Below are 18,505 nucleotides of genomic sequence, written 5' to 3' on the forward strand. Positions count from 1 at the left end.
TGCCGTCGGCGCGAAAGCGGAACAGGCCGTCGATGCCGGCAAAGCCGGAGGGATTGGTGAGCACGTCCGACGAAAAGCGCGTCGTGCCCTGCGTACGCGCCAGCGCGGCCACCAGGGCGACCGCATCATAGGCAAGCGTGGCGGTGCGCACGGGCTCGGCGCCGTATTTGGTGCGATAGCGGCCGGAGAAGGCGCGGAAGCCCGCCGGGTCCGGCGCGGCGTAGAGGCCGCCTTGCAAGTTGGAGCTGGCATAGACGCGCGGACTGTCCCACAGGCCGGTGCCGAGCAGCTGGATATTGCGTAGATTCGCACCCGCCGCACTCATCGCATCGGCGACCGAGACGACGGCATCGCCATCGTCGGCGATGAACAGCGCATCGGCGCTACCGAGCTGCTGCGCCACGGTGCGGGCCGGCGTGGCGCGATCGGCGCCGTATTTCTCGAACGCGACGATGCGCCCTCCGCGGCGCGGCACCGCCGCCTTCACCGCGGCCTCGACCACATTGCCATAGGCATTGTCGGGCACGAGCACGGCGACGGAGCGCTTTCCGATGCTGGCAGAATATTCGACGATGCGGTTGACGTCCGACTCCGGCAGGAAGCTCAGCAGATAGACACCGCGGCCGGCAATGCTGGAATCGGTCGAGAACGCCATCACCGGGATGCCGCGCGTGCGCGCGATCTGCGCCACTGCAGGCACCGATTGCGCGAACAGCGGCCCGAGGATGATCTCGGCGCCCTCGTCGACCGCCTGCTGCGCACTGGCCTGCGCGCCCTGCGGGCTGCCATTGTCGTCCTTGATCAGGAGCTGGATGTTGGGATTCTGGAACTCGGCCAACGCCATCTCGGCGGCATTGCGCATCGACTGCGCAGCGAGGCCGGCATTGCCGGATGCCGACAGCGGCAGGATCACGGCAACCTTCACCCCGCCGGTGCCGGCGGTCGTCGCCTGCTGCGGCGGCCCGGCCGGCTGGGCCGGAGGCGGAGAGGAGCTGCTGAACGGATTGGAGAACTGGCTCAGGCTCTGCTGCACGCCGGCGCAGGCCGACAGCAGCGGCGTGCCGAGCAACAGGCCGAGCGCGCTTCGCCGGGTCGCCCCTGACATCAGGGGCCCCTGAACGGGAGACTCCTCCGAAAGGGAAGATCTGGGATCACGTGGGCCCGTCATGACAGTTTCTCTTCCGACCGACCGTCGCCAGCCGGTCACGACATTCTTTCCACGACACCGGCCATGGATTCAGGCATATTGTCGGCAAATAGTTAACTCAAACAAAAGGATAATGCCCGCTTAACGCGGCTTCCTCTCAAGTTCTGGCTAGCTGTCCGCCGTCCGTCACCCAGCATCAAGGCGGCGTTTCCGCCGCGAATATGGCGCTGACGCTTCATTCCCTGGGGAATGTGATGCCGAATGGATCACATTCCAGTCCTGCCTCGCCCCTTGCCTCGCCCAGGCACGATCTTTTTCCGGGGACCGGTTCCCAGCCCCGGGGATCATACCTAAGTTCGTCTGATTATGCGCGCAAAGCCGTCCCCGACAAACACACCTGAGACGACGGAGGCCGCCTCGCGCGGTTTCTCCGTCGACGCCCATCGGCTTGTCGCGCCGAAGGCCGCGCCTGGCCTGCACCTGGTCGCGACCCCCATCGGCAATCTCGGTGACATCACGCTGCGGGCGCTGCAGACCCTCGCCGGGGTCGATGTCATCGCCTGTGAGGACACCCGCATCACGCGGCGTCTGACCGAGCGCTACGACATCTCTGCGCAGCTCAAGCAGTATCACGAGCACAACGCTGAAGCGGCCCGTCCGAAGATCCTGGAGCGGCTTTCGCAGGGCGGCTCGATCGCGCTGGTGTCGGATGCCGGCACGCCGTTGATCTCGGACCCCGGCTACAAGCTGGTGCGCGAGGTCTGCGCCGCCGGCCACGCGGTCTACGCGCTGCCCGGCCCGTCCTCGGTGCTGGCGGCGCTATCGGTCGCAGCGCTGCCGACCGACCGCTTCTTCTTCGAAGGCTTTCTGCCTTCGAAATCCGCCGCGCGAAAGTCGCGCGTGGCCGAGCTTGCGCGCATCGATGCGACGCTGGTGATGTTCGATTCCGGCAACCGCGTGCAGGACACGCTCGCCGAGCTCGCCGAGATCATGGGGACCCGGGAAGCCGCGATTTGCCGCGAGCTGACCAAACTGCACGAGCAGATTTCGCGCGCGACGCTGCGTGAGCTGGCGCGCGATGCCGATACGCTGGAGACGCGCGGCGAATTCGTGCTGGTGATCGCTCCACCTGCGGCGGATGCCGGAATGCTGACATCGGACGCGCTCGACGACCTTCTGCGCGAGCAGCTCGCCGCGAACAGCGTCAAGGATGCGGTGGCGCATGCGGTCGCGCTCTCGGGCCGGCCGCGCCGCGAGGTCTATGCCCGCGCGCTCGAGCTTGCCAAAGATCTGCGGGGCGGCGATGGCGAAGAATGAGGCCCCGGCGGAACCGAAAATCGCCTCGCCCGAGCGCGTCGCCGCGTTTCGCACCGGCATCTCCGCGGAAAGCCGCGCCGCGGCCTATCTCATGGCCAAGGGCTACCGCATCCTCGCCAAACGTTACCGCACGCCGCATGGCGAGATCGACATCGTGGCGCGCCGCCGCAATTTGATCGCCTTCGTCGAGGTCAAGGCGCGCGCGACGCTTGACGACGCCGCCTTCGCCGTGACGCCGCGCCAGCAGCAGCGCATCATCGATGCCGCGCAAGGCTGGCTCGTCGCGCATCCCGAGCATGCGGAATTTGAAATGCGATTCGATGCCATGCTGATTGCGCCGAAACGACTTCCACGCCATGTGTTGGCGGCATTCGACGCCTCGACCTGAAAGGCAGACCATGAAACTGAACGTCGCCGTCCAGATGGACCCCATCGCCCGCATCAACATCAAGGGCGATTCCACCTTTGCGCTGCTCCTGGAGGCGCAGAAGCGCGGCCACGGCCTGTCCTATTACACGCCCGACAAGCTCTCGATGGTCGGCGAGGAAATCGTCGCTCCGGTTCAGCTGCTCACCGTGCGCGATGAGCCGGGCAATCATTTCACCCTGGGCGAACCTAGGCGCGAGGCGCTCAACGGGTTCGACGTGGTGCTGCTCCGCCAGGATCCGCCGTTCGACCTCGCCTACATCACCTCGACGCACCTTCTCGAACGCATCCATCCGAAGACGCTCGTCGTCAACGATCCCGCCTCCGTGCGCAACGCGCCGGAGAAGCTGTTCGTGATGAACTTCCCGCAGCTGATGCCACCGACGCTGATCTCGCGCGACCTCGACGAGATCAACGCGTTTCGCGACAGGCATGGCGCCGTCGTCATGAAGCCGCTGCACGGCCATGGCGGCGCTGCGGTGTTCCGCGTGATGCCGCAGGACATGAATTTCGGCTCGCTGTTCGACATGTTCTCCGTGACGTTCAAGGAAGCCTGGGTGATCCAGCAGTTCATCCCCGAGGTAAAGCACGGCGACAAGCGCATCATCCTGATCAACGGCGAGTTCGCCGGCGCGGTGAATCGCGTGCCGGCCACGGACGACCTCCGCTCCAACATGGTGCGCGGCGGCGCAGCGCAGGAGACCGAGCTCACGCCGCGCGAGCGCGAGATCTGCGCCACCGTCGGCCCGGCGCTGCGCGAGCGCGGGCTGTTGTTCGTCGGCATCGACGTCATCAACGGCAACCTCACCGAGATCAACGTGACCTCGCCGACCGGCATCCGCGCCATCGCGCGGCTCGGCGGACCGGACGTTGCCGCAAAGCTCTGGGACGTGATCGAGCAAAAGCGCGCGAAGTAGCCGCCGGCCCGTAGCCCGGATGGAGCGCAGCGAAATCCGGGATGCCACATCATGTTCAGCGGCCCCGGATTGCGCTTCGCTCCATCCAGGCTACGTAATGCATGCGCGGCATCACCCCACACACCACTAACCACCCATTTACCATGACGCCGCGCGCATCATTCGAACGCAGTGGCCGCACTGCGTGAAACTACGGGGCCAGTGGCCGACCGGCTAACGCGACGTTCACCATCTGCCGAAAGACCACAGTGCGGCCGTCGATCACATTCGGCCTCGCAACACCACTTATACTTTTGCTGCCTACTCATCGACACGGGGACCCGCCAGGTGCGGTTCGAGTACCCTGCGTAAGAGTAGAGGCGTATGAACACCGCACGCATTGTCGTTCTCGTCATCGCGCTGGGCGCCGGCGGCGTCGCTGCGTATCTGGCGAGCGGCTATGACAATAAGCCCGCGCCCGTTCTCCCCGTCGCCGAGAAGCTGCCGACGGTCGAGGTCCTGGTCGCCAAGAATGACATTCAGCTCGGTCAAGCCGTGAAGCCCGAGGACCTGCAATGGCAGCTCTGGCCGGCGGCGACCGCGAGCAGCGCCTTCATCCGCCGCGACAACAGGCCCGAGGCGCAGATCCAGATTGCAGGCTCGATCGCACGCGTGCCGTTGATGCAGGGCGAGCCAATCCGCGAGCAGAAGCTGGTCAGGGCCGACGGCTCCGGCTTCATGGCCGCGATCCTGCCGTCGGGCATGCGCGCCGTCTCCACCGAGATTTCAGCCGAGACTGCCGCCGGCGGCTTCATCCTGCCGAATGACCGCGTCGACATCATGCTGACCCGCCGCCTGAAGAATCCTGACGGGGCCGCCGGTAACGACCTCATCCTATCCGAAGCGATCCTGACCAATATCCGCGTGCTCGCGATCGACCAGGCGCCGAAGGAAAAGGACGGCCAGAACGCCGTCGTCGGCAGGACCGTCACGCTCGAGCTTAAACCCGACCAGGTCGCCGCGCTATCGGCAGCGCGCCAGGGCGGCACGCTGACACTCGCGCTGCGCAGCATCGTCGATGCCAACTCGGTCGACAGCACGCCCGAGGACCAGGCGAGCAAGCGGTCCGGCGGGGTCAACGTGATCCGCTACGGCGTACAGGCGCGGCAACTGACGTCACAGAAGTGATGGGGACATGATGAACTACGGGGATGATCGGACGGGCAAGCGCATTCGGGGGAATCGGGGGCGCTCGTTCTGGACGGGGACGATGCTGACCCTGGGGCTCCTCGCAGCCCCCGATATCGTCAGCGCCGCAGATGCGCCGGTCGGCGACCAGGCGCCGATGCAGGCAGCCGATCTCGATGTTTCGCCGGTCGGGACGATCGCGCCGGCGAAGACGCGCTTCCTGTCGCTCGGCGTCGGCAAGTCCGCCGTCATCGACCTGCCGCGCGACGTCAAGGACGTGCTGGTCGCCGATCCCAAGATCGCCAATGCCGTGATCCGCTCGGCCCAACGCGCCTATATCATCGGCGGACAGGTCGGCCAGACCAACGTCGTGTTCTTCGCCGCCGACGGCCAGCAGGTCGCCGCCTACGATATCGCGGTGAAGCGCGATCTCAACGGCATGCGCACGGCGCTGCGCCAGTCGCTGCCGGGCGTGCAGATCGAAGGCGTCGGCGACAGCGTGATGCTGACAGGCTCGGTGTCGAGCCCCGTCGAGGCCCAGCAGGCCGGCGACGTCGCCGCGAAACTGGTCGGCGGCTCCGACAAGGTGGTCAATAACATCATCGTGCGCGGCCGCGACCAGGTGATGCTCAAGGTCGTCGTCGGCGAAGTGCGCCGCGATATCGTCAAGCAGTTGGGCGTCGATCTCAGCGCCAGTCTGAACGCCGGCACCGCGGTGGTGAACTTCAACAATTCCAACCCGTTCTCGGTCAGCGGCGGACCGATCGTCAGCAACAACGGATTAGGTGTCGCCGGTCTCACCAAAGGCTTCGCGACCGTCAGCGCCACGATGCGCGCGATGGAAAGTGCCGGTGTCATGCGCACGCTCGCCGAGCCGAGCCTGACCGCGATCTCCGGCGAATCCGCCACCTTCATCGCCGGCGGCGAATTCCCCATTCCCTCGGGCTATGCCTGCGATCCCGTCACCCACGTTTGCACCACCCAGATCACCTACAAGAAGTTCGGCATCTCCCTGAACTTCACCCCGGTCGTGCTGAGCGAGGGACGGATCAGCCTGCGGGTGATGACCGAGGTGTCCGAGCTGTCGAACCAAAGCGCCATCACGGTGACCCAGGCGCTGTCGTCGAGCTCGACCAACTCGATCACCATCCCCTCGATCCAGACCCGCCGCGCCGAAACGACGCTGGAAATTCCCTCGGGCGGTTCGATGGCCATGGCCGGCCTGATCCAGCAGCAGACCAAACAGGCGATCAACGGCCTGCCCGGCGTCGACCAGGTACCGATCATCGGCGCGCTGTTCCGCAGCCAGGACTTCGTCAACAACGAGACCGAGCTGATGGTGATCGTGACGCCTTATGTCGTGCGCGCGGTGGCTCAGAAGGAACTGTCCCGGCCCGACGACGGCTTCGCCCCGGCGTCTGACGCCCAGACGGCGCTGCTCGGTCGCATGAACCGCCTCTATGGCGTCGCGCGCCGCGTCGATCCGATCGCGGGCACGCCCGGCGATTTCGGCTTCATCATCGACTGACGACGAACGGACAGCCTGAGGAACGGGGCAAGAGACGGGGCACGAGGGGATGAAGCGATGACGAAGACCATGGCCGATCGACGTCGCGGGTTGAGCGTCGCGCTGGCACTGACGGGGCTCTCCGTCATGCTGGGCGCCTGCAACACCACCGGCGAGATCGTCACCCAGACGGTGCCGACCGACTATCGCCAGCGTCACCCGATCGCGGTCGAGGAAGCCAAGAAGTCGATCGTGATCTTCGTCGGCAAGGCTCGCGGCGGCCTCTCGGCCGCGCAGCACGCGGACGTCGCCGGCATTGCCCGGGACTGGGTGCGCGAAGGCACCGGCTCGGTCGTGGTCGACGTCCCGGTCAACGCGGCGAATTCGCGCGCGGCGGCGGCGACCTATCACGAGATCCGTTCCGTGCTCGCATCCGTCGGCGTGCCATCGCGTGCCATCGTCCAGCATCCCTATCGGCCCGAGGATCCAGGGCTGCTGCCCACCATCCGCCTGAGCTATTCCCGGATCGCCGCGGTCGCCGGCCCCTGCGGGCTGTGGCCGGAAGATATCGGCCCCTCCATCCTCGACCCCGGCTACAACGAGAACCGGCCCTATTTCAATCTGGGCTGCGCCAGCCAGCGCAACCTCGCGGCCATGATCGACAATCCGGCCGACCTGGAGCAGCCGCGGTCCGAGACGCCGGTCTATAACGCACGGCGTGACATGGCCTTCGAGCGCTATCGCAAGGGCACGCCGATCGCGAGCAGCAATCCAGACGCCGACAAGGCCAAACTCAGCGATACAGGCAGATGACACGCGTCCACGACGAAGAAGCGGACGATCCGCAGCACCCCGAGGAACACATTGCGCCGGTTCCTCGCATCTCCGTGCAAGCCTTTTGCGAGACCGAGCAGACGCTCGCCGCGGTGACCGCGGCCGGGCAGGATCGCCGTCTCGCCAAGGCGCATCTCACGGCCAAGGACGGTGGCCTCGCGGCGGCAATCGAAGTCTATGAAACGATGCCGACGCCGAACGTCATCGTGATCGAATCCGACGGCACCCGCGACATCCTCGAGGGCCTCGACGACCTCGCCGGCGTCTGCGATCCCGGCACCCGTGTGGTCGTGATCGGCAATCCCAACGACACCGCGCCCTATCGCGAGTTGGTCCGCCGCGGCGTCAACGACTATGTGGTGGGACCGGTCGAAACGCTCGACGTCGTCCGCTCGATCTGCAGCCTGTTCTCGGCGTCCGAAACCATCATCACCGGCCGCGTCATCGCGGTGGTCGGGGCCAAGGGCGGTGTCGGTGCCTCCACCGTCGCGCACAATGTGGCCTGGACCATCGCCCGCGACCTCGCGCTCGATTCCGTCGTGATCGATCTCGACCTCGCCTTCGGCACCGCGGGTCTCGACTACAACCAGGACCCGGTGCAAGGCATCGCCAATGCGGTGCTGTCGCAGGATCGGCCGGACACGGCCCTGATAGAGCGTCTGCTCTCCAAATGCACCGAGCGTCTCAGCCTGCTTGCTGCGCCCGCCACCCTTGACCGCGTCTACGATTTCGGCGCGGAGGCCTTTGACGCGGTGTTCGACACGCTGCGCATGACCACGCCCTGCATCGTGCTCGATGTTCCCCATCAATGGTCGGGCTGGACCCGTCGCGCGCTGGTCAACGCGGACGACATCGTCATCGTGGCCGAGCCCGATCTTGCGAACCTGCGCAACACCAAGAACATGCTGAACGTCTTGAAGGCGGCGCGGCCGAACGACCGGCCGCCGCTCTACTGCATCAACCAGGTCGGCATGCCCAAGCGGGCGGAGATCGAGGTCAAGGCCTTCGCCAAGACCATGGAGAGCCAGCCGATCGCGGTGATCCCGTTCGATTCGAAGCTGTTCTCGACCGCGGCCAACAACGGCCAGATGATCGCGGAGGTCTCCAAGAGCCACCGCACCACCGAGCTGTTCCAGAACATGGCGAACCGCCTCGCCGGGCGGGGCGAAGTGAAGAAGCCGAAGCGCTCGCTGCTCGGGCCGCTGCTGAAGAAGCTGAAGGGCAGGTCGGGTCGCGGGTCAGCCCCGCATCGCAAGGCATCCTGAGCAAGGCGTTCTGAGCAAGGCGTTCGGACCAAGGCTTCCTGACACGGCATCCTGACGCGCGCGAGCGAGTTACTTCTCCGCCCGCTGCTGCTTCTTCACCAGCAACTGCCGCAGCGCCGTGACCTTGGCCGCCGCCTGATCCGGCGGCAGGTCCGCCTTCACGATGGCTTCGGCCTCGGCCTGCTTTCCTTCGAGTCCCAGCACGAGCGCGAGATTGGCGCGCACGCGGAAATCGGCGGGATTGCGCTCGTGCGCCCGGCGCATCGTTTCCTCAGCCCGCGGCAGATTGTTCTGCAGCATGTAGGACAGTCCGAGATTGGACAGCACCGACGGCTCGTCCGGCACGATCTTCAGCGCGGCGGCGTAATATTGCTGCGCCTCCTCGTTGCGACCGAGCTGATCGAGCGCGGCGCCTTGCGCCGACAGGATATGCCAGTCGGGATCCTCGGGCGAATGCGCGCGGCCGAGGACGTCGAACGCCTGCTGGAAACTGCCGCTGTCGGCGAGCGCACGGCCGTAGCCGGCGAGCAGCGCCTTGTTGCTGGAATGGGCGAGCACGGCCTGCTCCAGCACCGCGAGCGCCTGCGCGCGCTGGCCGGTCTGGCGCAACGCCTTGCCGTATTCGAGCGCGACGTTGGGATCGCCAGGCTTGGCGCGATAGCGCTCGCGCAGCGCATCCATGTCCGGCTTCACGTCCGGCTTGGCCTCGGCCCTGCCAGCCGTGTCCGACTTTCCGCCGAGCGCGCCGGTGATGTCCTCGATGCCGGTTGTCTGACAGCCGCCGAGGGCCAGGATCAGAAGCGCGGAAAACAGATATCTCGCCGGAAGAGAGGCGACGGACAAACGCTTGGACATACTCTGATCACTCGGCGACTGATCAGAGATGCTTACCGATTAACGCTAAAGTCCCGTTAAGGCGGGGCGCTTCCGAAAGCTCAGTCGGTGAATTCAGCGCCGAACTCGCAGCCGATGCGCCAGCGCAGGCGGCACTGCCGGGAATAGTCGGGCGCGAAGATGATGGTGAATTGCGGCGGCACTTCCAGAAATTCCGCCACGACTTTCACGCCGCCATCCGAAATATCCGTGATCGTGCAGTCCCGCGGCAGCGAACCCGCGCCAAAATGAATCTTGGCGAGCCGCGTGCACATCCGTCGTTCGCTTCTCCGGCGATTTGCAAGCATTTGAATTGTTCACCCGTTAGACCACGGCCCATCCCGCACCCCTAGGAGTAGCGGACATTCGTTGGAATGTGCTGAGCAGAGCAGCTTGCATTCGAGGCGTAGTGTCTTCGTCGTGTTTACGATTGGTTAGGACCTTCCGGCGCCCCTCGACCCGTTCCTGTATTGTTCTTGCAAGAATTGGCCCGCTCTGCTACCCCTAATTGTGCAAAAGGGCAGGCTGGTTCGGGCATGGTTCAGCGGGTTTCTACCGTCGCCTTTGAGGGGATCGAGGCCCGCGCGGTCGACGTGCAGGTGCAGGTCGCGCCCGGTCTGCCGGCCTTCGCGATCGTCGGTCTCCCGGACAAGGCGGTGTCGGAGGCGCGCGAGCGGGTCCGCTCGGCGCTGATCGCCTCGGGGCTGGCGCTGCCGGCGCGGCGGATCACCGTCAATCTCGCGCCCGCCGATTTGCCCAAGGAGGGCAGCCATTATGACCTGCCGATCGCGCTCGGCCTGATGGGGGCGATCGGCGCGATCCCTCCGGATGCGCTGTCCGGCTTCACCGTTCTGGGCGAGCTTGGCCTCGACGGATCGATCGCGCCGGTGGCCGGTGTTCTTCCCGCCGCGATCGGCGCCAATGTGCGCGAGGAGGGGCTGATCTGTCCGGCGGCTTGCGGCTCGGAAGCGGCATGGGCGAGCCCGGACATCCAGATCATCGCCGCAAGTTCGCTGATCCAGATAGCCAACCATTTCAAGGGAACGCAGGTGCTGTCGCGGCCTGTGCCGAAGGTGCATGAAGCAGCAAGCTCGCCGCTCGACCTGCGCGACATCAAGGGCCAGGAGAGCGCCAAGCGGGCGCTGGAGATCGCGGCCGCCGGCGGCCATCACCTGCTGATGATCGGCGCGCCCGGCGCCGGCAAATCGATGCTGGCGGCACGCCTGCCCTCGATCCTGCCGCCGCTGTCACCGGGCGAGTTGCTCGAGGTCTCGATGATCGCCTCTGTTGCCGGCGAGATCGAGGGCGGCGCACTGACGGCGCGGCGGCCGTTTCGCTCGCCGCATCATTCCGCCAGCATGGCTGCGCTCACCGGCGGCGGCATGCGCGCCCGGCCCGGCGAGATCTCGCTCGCGCATCAGGGCGTGCTGTTCCTCGACGAGCTCCCCGAATTCGATCCGCGCGTGCTGGATTCGCTGCGCCAGCCGCTGGAGAACGGCGAGGTCTCGGTGTCCCGCGCCAATCACCGCGTCACCTATCCCGCACGCTTCATGCTGGTCGCGGCGATGAATCCCTGCCGCTGCGGCAATGCGTTCGAGCCCGGCTATGCCTGCAAGCGCGGCCGCATCGATCGCTGCACGGGCGACTACCAGGCCCGCATCTCGGGGCCGCTGATGGACCGCATCGATTTGCGCATCGAGGTTCCCGCGGTGACCGCGGCCGATTTGATCCTGCCGCCGCCCGCAGAGGGCTCGGCCGAAGTCGCCGCGCGCGTGGCGGCGGCGCGGGATATCCAGCTCGCCCGCTACGCGGACGCCGGCCTGCCGAAGGTTCGCACCAATGCCGAAGCGCCGGCCTCGGTGCTGGAGGAGATTGCCAAACCGGATGCGCAAGGCCAGAAGCTGCTGCGCGACGCCGCCGAGACCATGCGGCTGTCGGCGCGCGGCTATCACCGCGTGTTGCGGGTGGCGCGCACGCTGGCCGATCTCGATCATGCGGACAGGATCGGCCGGCTGCATCTCGCCGAGGCCTTGTCCTACCGCGCACTCGCGGAGGATGTGCGCCAGATCGCCTGACCGATACGCCCGCGGCATCTTCCTGACGAACAGCACGTTCCCCGAGAGTGAAGCTATGACCGACGCCAATGCCTGCACCATCAGATTTGTTCGTGCGTCCCAATACGCTGATTGGCTGAGGTCATACGAGCTGTGGGTCAACGGGACCAGCGTTGGGAAGCTTGCGCGCAACGGCGTGTTGGAGATCACGCTGCCGGCCGGCGCCTGCACGATCGAGGCGACCATTGATTGGGGCAGGAGCCAGCCGCTCGTCGTTCGCACCACTCCCGGCCAAACCGTCGAGATCGAGGTCAGGAACAGGTGGGGTGCCTGGGCGGCGCTGTGGGCGATCAGCTTCGGCAAGAACAGCTATTTGGTTCTCACTGAAGTCGAGCGAAAAACGAACAGAAGCGCCTAACCGACTGAGATCCTCATCCCCGGATACCGGCATCAACCCGGCGGTAACGAGTTTCCTTTACGCTCTGCAAACCATAAGGCCCATCAGTTCCCCGTACCGGGCCCGGCGAGTAGCGCGTCATGTTGCGTTTCAAGATCCTGGCGTCGGTTGTTCCCCTGTTGGCGGCCGCGGTGTTTGCCCGAAGCGAGATCGGATCGGTCTCGCATCCCTGCATCGCCCTCGGCGACACCTCGGTCGAGCTGACGTCGCTGTTCTGGACCGCCGGCGTGCATGTCGCCTTCACCGATGATCCCGCGCGCGCCACGGTGCGGGTTCAGATCACCGAGGATGCGGACGCGGCCGACTTCGCCGTCGTCGACGACGGCCTCGGCTCGGAATCGGAGTCCTGCCAGGCCAACCCCTCGACTCGCCTGATCTCGATTGCCGCGCAGCCCGTCGACGGCGGTCAGGTGATCTATCTCTCCACCGAGGGGCCGGCGGATTACCGTGTCTATGTGCGCTCGAAAACCTTCTCGCAGCGCGAGGCGGCGGCGCTGATCGTCGGCGCCCGCGGCGGCCACCGCCGTCTCCAGGCCGCCTCGCTTTGAGCCGCGTCGCTTTGCGCCGTTAACGCCTCGTCAACCCTGTTTGGAGGCGGTCGCAGGGCCTCAAACTGTTCGCAAGGTCGGCGGCACATCGTCGTTTACAGCGAGCGTAGCGTTTTATGAAAACAGTCGGGTCGGTGGCGATGGGTCGGACGTTCCGGATCAAGGTGCGCATGCGCCGCTTCAGGCGACAGCACCCCCGAATCGCCTTTGCGATCCGCTCCTTCATGATCTTCTCGGCGACCTTCGGCGGCGCCTATGGGTTTGTCTCCGGCAGCCGGTCCGAGACGTCCGGCTACGATCCCAATGCGTTTGCGATCGGCGTCAGCTTCCTGTTCGCGCTCGCCTGCCTCGGCCTCGCCACGCTCAGCATGCGCCTGCGCTTCGTCAACAAGCGGATGCGGGCGCTGGCTGCCCACAACGAAACGCTGATCGACCGCAATTGGGAGTTGAAGGAAGCGGAAGAACGCGCCCGCAGCCTGTTCGAACAGCAGGGCGATCTGATCGTGCTGCGCGACACAAATGGCTGCATCACCTTCGTCAACGACGCCTATTGCGCGCTTGCCGGACAGGCGCGCGGCGCGCTGGTCGGCACGCGCTTTGATTTCGCCGTGCTGGAGCAGGGCGACAGCGCTCGCGAGAGCAACGGCACGCGGATTCACGACCAGAAGATCGCAACCCCGCTCGGCGCGCGCTGGATCGCCTGGCGCGAAGGCTATGTCCGCCTCGACGCCGGCCAGCCCGCCGAATTGCAGAGCGTCGGACGCGACGTCACCGACCGCACCGAGACCGAGCGCGCGCTGTCCGACGCCCGCGATCAGGCCGACGCCGCCAACCGGGCCAAATCGCGCTTCCTGGCGATGGCCTCGCACGAGATCCGCACGCCGCTGAACGGCATCATCGGCATGGGCGGGCTGCTGCTCGACACCACGCTAACGCCGGAGCAGTCGACCTACGCCAGGGCCGTGAAGACCTCCGGCGAAGCGCTGATGGCGCTGATCGAGGAGCTGCTCGACTATTCCAAGATCGAAGCCGGCAAGCTCGACCTCGAGCAGCGACCCTTCGCGCTCTCGGCTCTGATCGAGGACATCACCGAGCTGCTCGCGCCGCGCGCGCAGGCGAAGCAGCTCGAGATCGCCGCCTATGTCGACGAGCGGCTGCCGCTCGAGGTGGTCGGCGACGCCGCGCGGCTGCGCCAGGTGCTGCTCAACCTCGCCGGCAACGGCATCAAGTTCACTGCAAGCGGCGGCGTCGCGCTGATCGTCGAGCCCGGCATCTGGCCGAACGAGATCAGTTTTCTGGTGCGCGACACCGGCATCGGCATCGCAGCCGACGCGCAACAGCGCATCTTCCGCGAATTCGAGCAGGCCGACGAACGCGTCGCCCGCACCTATGGCGGCACCGGCCTCGGTCTCGCCATCAGCGAGCGCATCGTCAAGCGCACGGGCGGCCGCATCACGCTCACGAGCGAGCCGGGCAAGGGTTCGACCTTCGAGGTCGCGATTCCGCTCGCGCCAGCGCACGCTGGCGCAGAACAGACGGCGTTCCCCGGTCCCGATCTCACCGGCAAGTCGATCCTGCTGATCGCCGACGGCATCGAGGCCTCCTTGATCGCGCGCCGGCTGGAGCGCTGGGGCGGCCAGACCTGCATGGTGACGGACGTCGCGGTGGCGGAAGCGCTGCTGCCGGAACGCTCATGGCATTCGGTCCTGATCGATCGCGCGCTCGGCGCTGCCACCGCCGACCGCCTCGGCGAAGCCGCACGCAGTCATGCGACGCAACGCCTCGTGCTGCTGACGTCCGGCTCGCGCCACGAGAAACTTTCGCCGGCCTTCACGGGCTTCCTGGTGAAGCCGCTGCGCGCGGCCTCGCTCGCCGCACGCCTCACGCTACCCCCGGAGGTCGCCTCGCCCGATCTCGCGCCGGAGCCCTCGGCCCCATCCACCGCCGCGGTACCGGCGAAAGGCCTGTCGGTTCTCGTCGCCGAGGACAACGAGATCAACGCGCTGTTGATGCGCTCGCTGCTGACGAAACTCGGCCACCGCGTCGTCATCGCGATTAATGGCGAGGCCGCGCTGGAATCCTGGCTCGGCGCGGCATCGGCCGGCACGCCCTATGATCTCGTGCTGATGGACATCCAGATGCCGCAGCTTGACGGCATCGAAACGACAAAACGAATCCGTGCGCATGAGGCAGCTAGAGGCGGCCATCACACGCCGATCCTCGCGCTCACCGCCAATACGCTGGTGGAAGATCGCTACGCCTGCTTTGAAGCGGGCATGAACGGGTTTCTGATCAAGCCGCTCGATCGCGAGAAGCTGGAAGAGGCGCTGGCCGGACTGGCGGCGGCGCGGCAGCTCGCGGTTTGATTCGGATTTCATAGGAACCTGATCTCGGCCGGTAATCGACAATTGAAATCGACCGCGTCGCACGTCACCATCCTCTGGGGCATTTAAACAGAGGATTTCGCATGAACGTGCTTTGCCGCCTCGCTTTCGTGATCCTTCTCTGTGGTTCCACTCAAGCCGCCGCGGCCGATAGCTCGCAACTGATCGCCTCGCTCAAGCAAGGCGGCTACGTGCTGGTGTTTCGCCACACCGCTACCGACGACAGCCAAAAGGATGTCTACCCTTTCAAATTCGACGACATGAGCGCCCAGCGTCAGCTCAGTGAAAAGGGCCGGGACATGGCGCGCCAGATCGGGACGGCCATCAAGGAACTCGCGATCCCGATCGGCGACGTCTACACCAGCAAGCTGAACCGCGCGATCGAGGCCGGCAGGCTGATCTCCGGCCGCGAGGTCAAGGCCGTCGATGCGTTGACGGACAGCAGCAACGCGAGTGCGTCGGGCATGGCAAATCCGACCGGCGCAAATGCAAAGGCGGGCCAGGCCGTGCGGCAGCTCGTCGACGCGCCGCCCAAGGCCGGCACCAACACCTTCCTGGTCACCCACAAGACCAACATCGCCGATGCCTTCGGCAAGGAAGCCGGGGACGTGCAGGAAGGCGAAGCTTTCGTCTACAAGGCCGGCGGCTCGGGTCCTGCAACCTTTGCAGGACGCATCAAGTTCGCCGACTGGACCGCGAAAGCAGACAAGTGACGGCCCGGAATTCGGGTGAACATGCTCTGGCCACAGAAGGGCTGGCGAACACGTGAGAACATCGGAAGACCGCTCATTCCTCATCTTGCTTGCCGCGATCTCCCTTGCCTTCGGGTGGGTGCTTTGGCCGTTCTCCGGCGCGTTGTTGTGGGCCACGCTTCTGGCGATCATCTTCGCGCCACTCTATCGACGGGCCCTGGAAACGCTTCCGGGAAGGCGCAACTTGGTCGCATCGTTCACTGTCGTCGTCGTGATCGTCATGGTCCTCATCCCGGTGGCGGTCGTCATCGCCTCGCTCATCGACCAGGGTGGGGAGCTGTATCAGCGCGCTCAGAGTGGAGAGATCAGTTTCGCTCATCCCCTGCAGCAGCTGAAATCCGCGCTGCCCGCCTGGGCTGCTTCCCTGTCGGATCGCCTGGCCGGCATCGATTTTTCGGCCCTGAAGGAACGTCTGTCGAGTCTGGTCGTACCTGCCGGCCAACAGCTGGCGGGGCACGCCATCAACATCGGTCAGTTGACGCTGGAGTTCGTCGCAAGCTTGCTCGTGATGTTGTACCTGCTGTTCTTCCTGCTCCGCGATGGTGACGAGCTCAACGCGCGGATTCGCGACGCGCTTCCGCTGCGGCCGAGCCACACCACCGAGATTCTGAATGCATTCACCCTCGCGGTTCGCGGGACGATCAAGGGGATCGTTCTCGTTGCGCTGATTCAGGGAGCGCTTGGCGGGCTGATTTTCTGGGTGCTCGGCCTGACTGCCCCGCTGCTGGCGGGCGCCCTGATGGCGCTGCTCTCGCTTCTGCCCGTGCTCGGCTCTGCGCTAGTTTGGGTTCCGGTCGCGCTCTACCTGCTTGTGGCAGGCTCAGTCACGAAAGGGATCATCCTGCTCGCCTTCGGGATCTTCGTGATCGGTCTTGCGGACAATTTTCTCCGTCCGATCCTGGTCGGCCAGTCGATCCAAATGCCGAGCTATGTCGTGCTGCTCGCTACCGTAGGCGGCCTTGCGGCTTTCGGAGCGAACGGGTTCGTTATCGGCCCGCTCGTCGCCGCGATGTTTCTCACGGCGTGGCACATCTTCATCGGCTCGAAAGCGCGACAGGAGGCCCGGAAATGATCGTCATGTCGAGTTACTATCCGGCGGCCAGCCGAGCGCCGAATCCGGCCACCCCCGAATGCTACGCGGCGTGAGCAGCAAACCGCGGCGCGGACAGCTTGGCCGGCGGCGCTGGCGTGCCCTTGAATTTGGTGTCTGCCTGGGCCGCGCGCTTGCAATGCGGGCACACGAAAAGATGCGCGATGATCGGGGCCGGCTCGTCCGCCAGCAGCTCGGAACGGAACCACTTCATCTCGATATGGCAATCCGGGCAGGTCGGTGCTTCCAGCTGCTCGGCAGCGCTTCTGAGACGATCAACCATGGGGCCCGTGTGCGTTTCCGAAAGCCATAACCAAATACCCCTCGCCGGTCTGCAACAAAAGATACTCAGCCCGAATTTAACAAGGGCTGCGTTCATCAAGGCTGTTACAGCCGCCTGAGCGCCACGCTCGACACCGTGTGGTCGGCGCCCTTCTTCAGGATCAGGGTCGCGCGGGGGCGGGTCGGCAGGATGTTGTCCTCGAGATTGGCGAGGTTGGTGCGTTCCCAGATCGCGATCGCGGTGGCGGTGGCTTCCTCGTCCGACAACAGCGCGTAGCGGTTGAAGTAGGATTTTGGATTGGTGAACGCGGTGTCGCGCAGCGACAGGAAGCGCCTGATGTACCACTGCCGCAGCGCGGCCTCGTCGGCGTCGATATAGACCGAGAAATCGAAGAAGTCGGAGACCACGGGCACGGCCTTGCCGTCACGCGGCAGCTTGCCGGTCTGCAGCACGTTGACGCCCTCGACGATCAGGATGTCGGGCTGGTCGATCTCGGCCCACTGGTTCGGCACAATGTCGTAGGTCAAATGCGAATAGACCGGCGCGCGCACATGGCGGCGGCCGGCCTTGATGTCCGAGAGGAAGCTGAGCAGCAGCGGCAGGTCGTAGCTCTCCGGAAAACCCTTCTTCTGCATGATGCCCTGCCGCTCCAGCACGGCGTTGGGATACAGAAATCCGTCGGTGGTGATCAGCTCGACCTTGGGACGCGGCGACCAGCGCGCCAGCAGCGCCTGAAGCACGCGGGCCGTGGTGGATTTTCCAACCGCGACCGAACCGGCGACGCCGATGATGTAGGGCATCTTGCGGTCGCGGATATTGAGAAACTGGCGCTCCGCGTAATAGAGCCGCTGCATCGCATCGACATAGATCGACAGCAGGCGCGACAGTGGCAGGTAGATGTCCTCGACCTCCTGCAAGTCGAGGCGGTCGTGCAGCGAGCGTAGCCGGTCGAACTCGCCCGGCTCCAGCGTCATCGGCGTGTCGTCGCGCAGTCGCGACCACTCCTCGCGCGTATAGACGCGGTACGGATTATACTGCTGCTCGGGTGCGCGGATATCCATGACGCGACTCTCCACCTCGGCTAGCTGCCGCCCTTACGCGACGCCTTTTCTTCCAACCCTGACATATTGGTCCGCTTGTCCAATGCGGCCTCGACCTCTTCCAGCTTTACGCCGCGGGCCTTGAGCAGCACAAGGAAATGATAGAGCAGGTCGGCGCCTTCGGCGATCAGATGCGCGCGATCGTTTTCGACTGCTGCGATTACGGTTTCGACTGCCTCCTCACCGAACTTTTTGGCGCAATGTTCGGCGCCCTTGTCGAGGAGCTTGCGGGTATAGGACGCCTCGCCACCCGCTGCCGCGCGGGCGTCGATGGTCTCGGCCAGATCGTGGATGGTGAAACGCGGCATACAAATACTCGGAAAACGCGCCTTGGCCGATGATTGGCCGGTTTCTGACGGGATAAGCCGGTTCCCGCCGATGATT

General features: G+C 65.5%; 19 protein-coding genes. 13 read left to right on the forward strand and 6 right to left on the reverse strand.

Annotated features, from left to right (window positions below):
* Positions 1–1,168 (reverse strand): penicillin-binding protein activator (locus ACFQX9_RS04305; RefSeq protein WP_377786749.1); only part of this gene is annotated, 1,168 nt, incomplete at its 3' end.
* A 345-nt stretch (positions 1,169–1,513) separates the two neighbouring features.
* On the opposite strand from ACFQX9_RS04305, the gene rsmI reads away from it, so the two are divergent.
* The 7 genes from rsmI to ACFQX9_RS04340 all read left to right on the forward strand — a co-directional run bounded on the left by rsmI (position 1,514) and on the right by ACFQX9_RS04340 (position 8,580).
* The gene (gene rsmI / locus ACFQX9_RS04310; RefSeq protein WP_085349270.1) at positions 1,514–2,464 is read left to right on the forward strand and encodes a 16S rRNA (cytidine(1402)-2'-O)-methyltransferase; all 951 of its coding nucleotides are present in this window, start codon (positions 1,514–1,516) and stop codon (positions 2,462–2,464) included.
* Positions 2,451–2,852: a YraN family protein gene (locus tag ACFQX9_RS04315; protein WP_085349269.1), complete on the forward strand. Its 402-nt coding sequence runs from the start codon at positions 2,451–2,453 to the stop codon at positions 2,850–2,852. The genes rsmI and ACFQX9_RS04315 overlap by 14 nt, the downstream gene beginning before the upstream one ends.
* Positions 2,853–2,862: 10 nt before the next feature.
* Positions 2,863–3,807 (forward strand): glutathione synthase, encoded by a 945-nt coding sequence (gshB, locus tag ACFQX9_RS04320; protein WP_377786752.1) that lies wholly within the window; start codon positions 2,863–2,865, stop codon positions 3,805–3,807.
* A 363-nt stretch (positions 3,808–4,170) separates the two neighbouring features.
* Positions 4,171–4,974, forward strand: a complete 804-nt coding sequence (cpaB, locus tag ACFQX9_RS04325) for a Flp pilus assembly protein CpaB (protein ID WP_018459615.1) — start codon at positions 4,171–4,173, stop codon at positions 4,972–4,974.
* 10 nt (positions 4,975–4,984) lie between these two features.
* Entirely contained in the window at positions 4,985–6,502 is a 1,518-nt protein-coding gene (locus tag ACFQX9_RS04330; RefSeq protein ID WP_377786887.1) for a type II and III secretion system protein family protein, read from the forward strand.
* A gap of 57 nt (positions 6,503–6,559) precedes the next feature.
* Positions 6,560–7,294: a CpaD family pilus assembly protein gene (locus ACFQX9_RS04335; protein WP_018459617.1), complete on the forward strand. Its 735-nt coding sequence runs from the start codon at positions 6,560–6,562 to the stop codon at positions 7,292–7,294.
* The gene (locus ACFQX9_RS04340; protein ID WP_085349264.1) at positions 7,291–8,580 is read left to right on the forward strand and encodes an AAA family ATPase; all 1,290 of its coding nucleotides are present in this window, start codon (positions 7,291–7,293) and stop codon (positions 8,578–8,580) included. The genes ACFQX9_RS04335 and ACFQX9_RS04340 overlap by 4 nt, the downstream gene beginning before the upstream one ends.
* Before the next feature lie 69 nt (positions 8,581–8,649).
* Here ACFQX9_RS04340 and ACFQX9_RS04345 read toward each other — a convergent pair whose 3' ends face one another.
* Both ACFQX9_RS04345 and ACFQX9_RS04350 read right to left on the reverse strand, forming a co-directional pair.
* Positions 8,650–9,435, reverse strand: coding sequence for a tetratricopeptide repeat protein (locus tag ACFQX9_RS04345; protein ID WP_018459619.1), 786 nt, complete (start codon positions 9,433–9,435; stop codon positions 8,650–8,652).
* Between the two features lie 80 nt (positions 9,436–9,515).
* Positions 9,516–9,761: a PilZ domain-containing protein gene (locus tag ACFQX9_RS04350; RefSeq protein ID WP_007598461.1), complete on the reverse strand. Its 246-nt coding sequence runs from the start codon at positions 9,759–9,761 to the stop codon at positions 9,516–9,518.
* A 228-nt stretch (positions 9,762–9,989) separates the two neighbouring features.
* Between ACFQX9_RS04350 and ACFQX9_RS04355 the strand changes: the two genes are divergently transcribed.
* The 6 genes from ACFQX9_RS04355 to ACFQX9_RS04380 all read left to right on the forward strand — a co-directional run bounded on the left by ACFQX9_RS04355 (position 9,990) and on the right by ACFQX9_RS04380 (position 16,720).
* Positions 9,990–11,528 (forward strand): YifB family Mg chelatase-like AAA ATPase, encoded by a 1,539-nt coding sequence (locus tag ACFQX9_RS04355; protein ID WP_085359551.1) that lies wholly within the window; start codon positions 9,990–9,992, stop codon positions 11,526–11,528.
* A 55-nt stretch (positions 11,529–11,583) separates the two neighbouring features.
* Positions 11,584–11,925, forward strand: coding sequence for a hypothetical protein (locus ACFQX9_RS04360; protein ID WP_018459621.1), 342 nt, complete (start codon positions 11,584–11,586; stop codon positions 11,923–11,925).
* 119 nt (positions 11,926–12,044) lie between these two features.
* The gene (locus ACFQX9_RS04365; protein WP_085349256.1) at positions 12,045–12,512 is read left to right on the forward strand and encodes a hypothetical protein; all 468 of its coding nucleotides are present in this window, start codon (positions 12,045–12,047) and stop codon (positions 12,510–12,512) included.
* A gap of 140 nt (positions 12,513–12,652) precedes the next feature.
* Positions 12,653–14,878, forward strand: a complete 2,226-nt coding sequence (locus ACFQX9_RS04370) for a response regulator (RefSeq protein ID WP_377786890.1) — start codon at positions 12,653–12,655, stop codon at positions 14,876–14,878.
* Positions 14,879–14,979: 101 nt separating this feature from the next.
* Complete coding sequence (locus ACFQX9_RS04375; protein WP_377786756.1) at positions 14,980–15,609, forward strand: histidine phosphatase family protein; 630 nt, start codon at positions 14,980–14,982, stop codon at positions 15,607–15,609.
* Positions 15,610–15,661: 52 nt separating this feature from the next.
* Positions 15,662–16,720: an AI-2E family transporter gene (locus ACFQX9_RS04380; protein WP_085349254.1), complete on the forward strand. Its 1,059-nt coding sequence runs from the start codon at positions 15,662–15,664 to the stop codon at positions 16,718–16,720.
* A 61-nt stretch (positions 16,721–16,781) separates the two neighbouring features.
* Here ACFQX9_RS04380 and ACFQX9_RS04385 read toward each other — a convergent pair whose 3' ends face one another.
* From ACFQX9_RS04385 to ACFQX9_RS04395, 3 genes are read right to left on the reverse strand one after another with little or no spacing between them, the layout of a single operon-like run.
* Positions 16,782–17,117, reverse strand: coding sequence for a hypothetical protein (locus ACFQX9_RS04385; protein WP_377786759.1), 336 nt, complete (start codon positions 17,115–17,117; stop codon positions 16,782–16,784).
* A gap of 8 nt (positions 17,118–17,125) precedes the next feature.
* Positions 17,126–18,082, reverse strand: a complete 957-nt coding sequence (gene coaA, locus ACFQX9_RS04390; RefSeq protein WP_027514807.1) for a type I pantothenate kinase — start codon at positions 18,080–18,082, stop codon at positions 17,126–17,128.
* Positions 18,083–18,102: 20 nt separating this feature from the next.
* Complete coding sequence (locus tag ACFQX9_RS04395) at positions 18,103–18,429, reverse strand: phosphoribosyl-ATP diphosphatase (protein WP_007598445.1); 327 nt, start codon at positions 18,427–18,429, stop codon at positions 18,103–18,105.
* Positions 18,430–18,505: the final 76 nt, after the last annotated feature.

This window comes from Bradyrhizobium sp. GCM10028915, assembly GCF_042666195.1.
In the GTDB taxonomy this organism is placed as follows: domain Bacteria; phylum Pseudomonadota; class Alphaproteobacteria; order Rhizobiales; family Xanthobacteraceae; genus Bradyrhizobium; species Bradyrhizobium canariense_D.